The organism is Pseudomonas sp. ES3-33, from assembly GCF_000952175.1.
GTDB lineage: Bacteria > Pseudomonadota > Gammaproteobacteria > Pseudomonadales > Pseudomonadaceae > Aquipseudomonas > Aquipseudomonas gregormendelii.
The window spans coordinates 1-3,171 of the sequence record NZ_JZRI01000033.1; the positions used below are offsets into that span (position 1 = coordinate 1).

Below are 3,171 nucleotides of genomic sequence, written 5' to 3' on the forward strand. Positions count from 1 at the left end.
AGATGTGTATAAGAGACAGCAAATATACAAACATACAAACATACAAACCTACACACTAAGTAGATCTTAGACTAATTGTCCGCGGCAGAGGGGGGATAACAAATTTGTAATTCTTCTGTCACCCTTCTGATAACTGTTCAGCAGTACATTGAGCCTGCAAAAAATCTATGCGTCATAGGATCCTGCGGTCGTGTCGACTTCTGATCGAATTCAGCCGGCAGAAATCGATCAGAAGTCTTTTAGACCATCAAATATTTATGAGTTAACAAAGAAACTGCGCACTTTGGGGGCGTAAATCTCGTTATGCCATCTCGCATTAGAAAAATGTTGTGGGCGGCTGGCCCACCGTCTCGTGTTTCGTCGTTGATGACGGCGTTGCTTCGGGCAACCCACGCCGAGGCTGTGACCAAACCTCAAATAGCATTGACCAATAACCCAAGCCTCGCAGATGCACAGTGGGAAATCCAAACTGCCCAAGCCGGGCAGCAACAGACTGATTTGATCCCCAATCCAGTACTAATAATAGATGCCCAAGCCTTCCGCGAAAATTCGAACACTACCAACGTTAAGCTCCGCCGGACACCGAAAAGGTGCCGCAAAAGTCACGCATGGATTGAGGTCGCATCTAAGAGTAAAGGCATAGTGGCGCTGGAGTCTAAACACTGCCGTAATGACTTGCGCCCCGATGATCGAAGTTTTTTACGGCGTCATGCTTGCACAGCAAGGTCTGATTTCAGCTCAGAGTTCGCACTGTCTGGCGGAACGATGACCAGCATCCGGAAGCGGTTGAACCTGGTGGGCGCTTCAACGCCGATTTTGTTTTTCGGCCGCAAACTAAAAAGCATTTCGTCGGAGGCTAGCCGCACCTATCAGTCTCGTGATATGCACAACGTCGCCGAACCGCGCCTGCGGTACGAAATCCATCTTGCTGTAGACAAGCGCTCGATGGCCCACAGAGAAAAGAAGTTCTTCAGTCAAGTGATCCTTCCCGCCGCACGAAGCGCCAAGGACTCCAACACTAATTTCTTTGAAATATCCAACCGCAAGTTTACGGGTGTTCTGGGCCCTCCGCGCACCCGTATCCAATACCTCGCTTCAGCACAACTACTGGCGTTCAAGGACGAATCGAGCGGATCTACAGCCACGTCACTTACTTGGGGTGCTACCTCATGAAAAAGATTTTCATCAGCGTGGGGTGTCTGGCGGTTTGGCTAGTCGCAGATCGCCAACTAGCTGACGAGAACGTTCAGGGTCACTGGTGCATCCACGAGTTGCACCGCGCTATTGGCGATTTTTTCTTACCTAAAATGTAGTGACACTCCAGTGGCAGTTCGCGCCTGGATACGTCGAGATTTTCCGGAGTACCCATGAATAACAAAGTACCAATTCGCAGTTGGGAAATCACACTCGGCAGCAATCAGTTAATTCTTGCAGTTTCGACTTGGCTTCTATTGTTTAGTAACTGGCCATTTTGGCGTGCTGTCTGGCAAGGCGTGGGAGGCCTACAAGACGGAAACACCATATTCGTGCTTAGCCTGCCTTGGTTCGTGTTGATTTGGCTCTACGTATTACTCAGCGTGATGGCTTGGGGACGATTGATAAAACCTGTGCTAGCTATCGTGTTGCTGGTTGCGGCAGCAACGAGTTACTTTATGAATAGCTATGGCATAGTAATTGATTACAGCATGCTAACGAATGTGATGCAGACGGACAGCTCCGAAGCCACGGAGCTGTTGAACTCGGATCTACTGCTGTGGATGCTGGGCTTTGGTGTTATGCCGGTGCTGGTTATCACTCGAGTCCGTTTGATTCAAAGATCGTGGTCCCGCGCACTTGCTCATCGATTCATGGGGGTGGCGGTAGCGCTCACCTGCTTGGCGATCGTCGTATTTACGCTTTATCAATCCTATGCATCGCTGATGCGTAATCATCGCGAACTCAGGTTGATGTTGGTTCCGTCGAATGTGGTTTCGGCAATTCATGGGTACACGCGTCGCCAGCTAGCAGTTCCCGCCGAATTAAAAACCATTGGTGCTGATGCCCGCCGTGAAGAAGCTACTGCTGGTGTACGCAAACCACGGCTAACGGTACTGATGGTGGGTGAAACCGCCAGGTCCGCGAATTTCTCCCTCAATGGCTATTCCCGGGATACCAATCCGGAATTGGCCAGTCGTGGTGTCTTAAGTTTTACCAATGTCAGCTCATGTGGAACAGCTACGGCCGTTTCCTTACCCTGCATGTTTCTGGATGTGGGTAAAGAAGGCTACAAAGACGGTATGGCGTTGCGCAGAGAAGGACTATTAGACGTGTTGCAGCGGGCCGGCGTATCGGTCCTGTGGAGAGACAATAATTCGGGTTGCAAAGGCATTTGCGACCGAGTACCAAATGAAAAATTGAACAATCAGAAATCGACGGGATTATGTAGAGCTGACGAGTGTTACGACGAAGTCTTATTGCAAGATTTACAAGCCTACTTGGATCAACAGCAGCGGGATTCAATCGTGGTGCTACACATGAAAGGCAGTCACGGCCCATCCTATTCCAAGCGCTATCCACCGGCGTTCGAACGATTCGGTCCCGTTTGCGATAATAATCAACTTGAACGTTGTACGCGCGAAAGCATTGTCAGTGCCTATGATAACAGCCTCGGTTATACGGACTATGTACTTGGGCAAACGATCGACCTGCTAAAGCGTAACGCTGAGCGTTTTGATACGGCGATGCTTTATGTCTCTGATCACGGTGAGTCCCTCGGCGAGAATGGGCTTTACTTGCACGGACTTCCTTATGCCATGGCTCCCAGCGAGCAGACTAGTATCCCCATGGTAATCTGGATCTCCAAAAACATGCAGTCGCGTCAAACCCTCGACTCCCAATGTTTGAAGGATCAGCGAGACGTATCACTGTCCCATGACAACTTATTCCATTCTATATTGGGGTTGATGGGTATTCAAACTACAGCATATCGCCCAGAGCTTGATCTGTTCAGTACCTGCCAGTCCAAAGCGTCAACACCGTTAAAGCTCGCGCAGACATTTGAGCGTCAATCAATGAAAACACCGAAATAAGTGGAGCTGCGAGAAAGATCTAAAATGACCCTATAGTATGAGCATACTTTGATTAGAAGCCATGCAACTAAATACTAATCGTTGCATGGCGCCACTTCTAACT

2 protein-coding genes are annotated in these 3,171 nt (G+C 49.3%); both read left to right on the forward strand.

Annotated elements, in window-relative coordinates; all coding sequences use genetic code 11:
* Window positions 1-366 precede the first annotated feature (366 nt).
* Complete coding sequence (locus tag UB23_RS29110; protein ID WP_147282609.1) at window positions 367-1,173, forward strand: hypothetical protein; 807 nt, start codon at window positions 367-369, stop codon at window positions 1,171-1,173.
* 194 nt (window positions 1,174-1,367) lie between these two features.
* Window positions 1,368-3,068: a phosphoethanolamine transferase gene (locus UB23_RS03630; RefSeq protein ID WP_045057964.1), complete on the forward strand. Its 1,701-nt coding sequence runs from the start codon at window positions 1,368-1,370 to the stop codon at window positions 3,066-3,068.
* Window positions 3,069-3,171 lie beyond the last annotated feature (103 nt).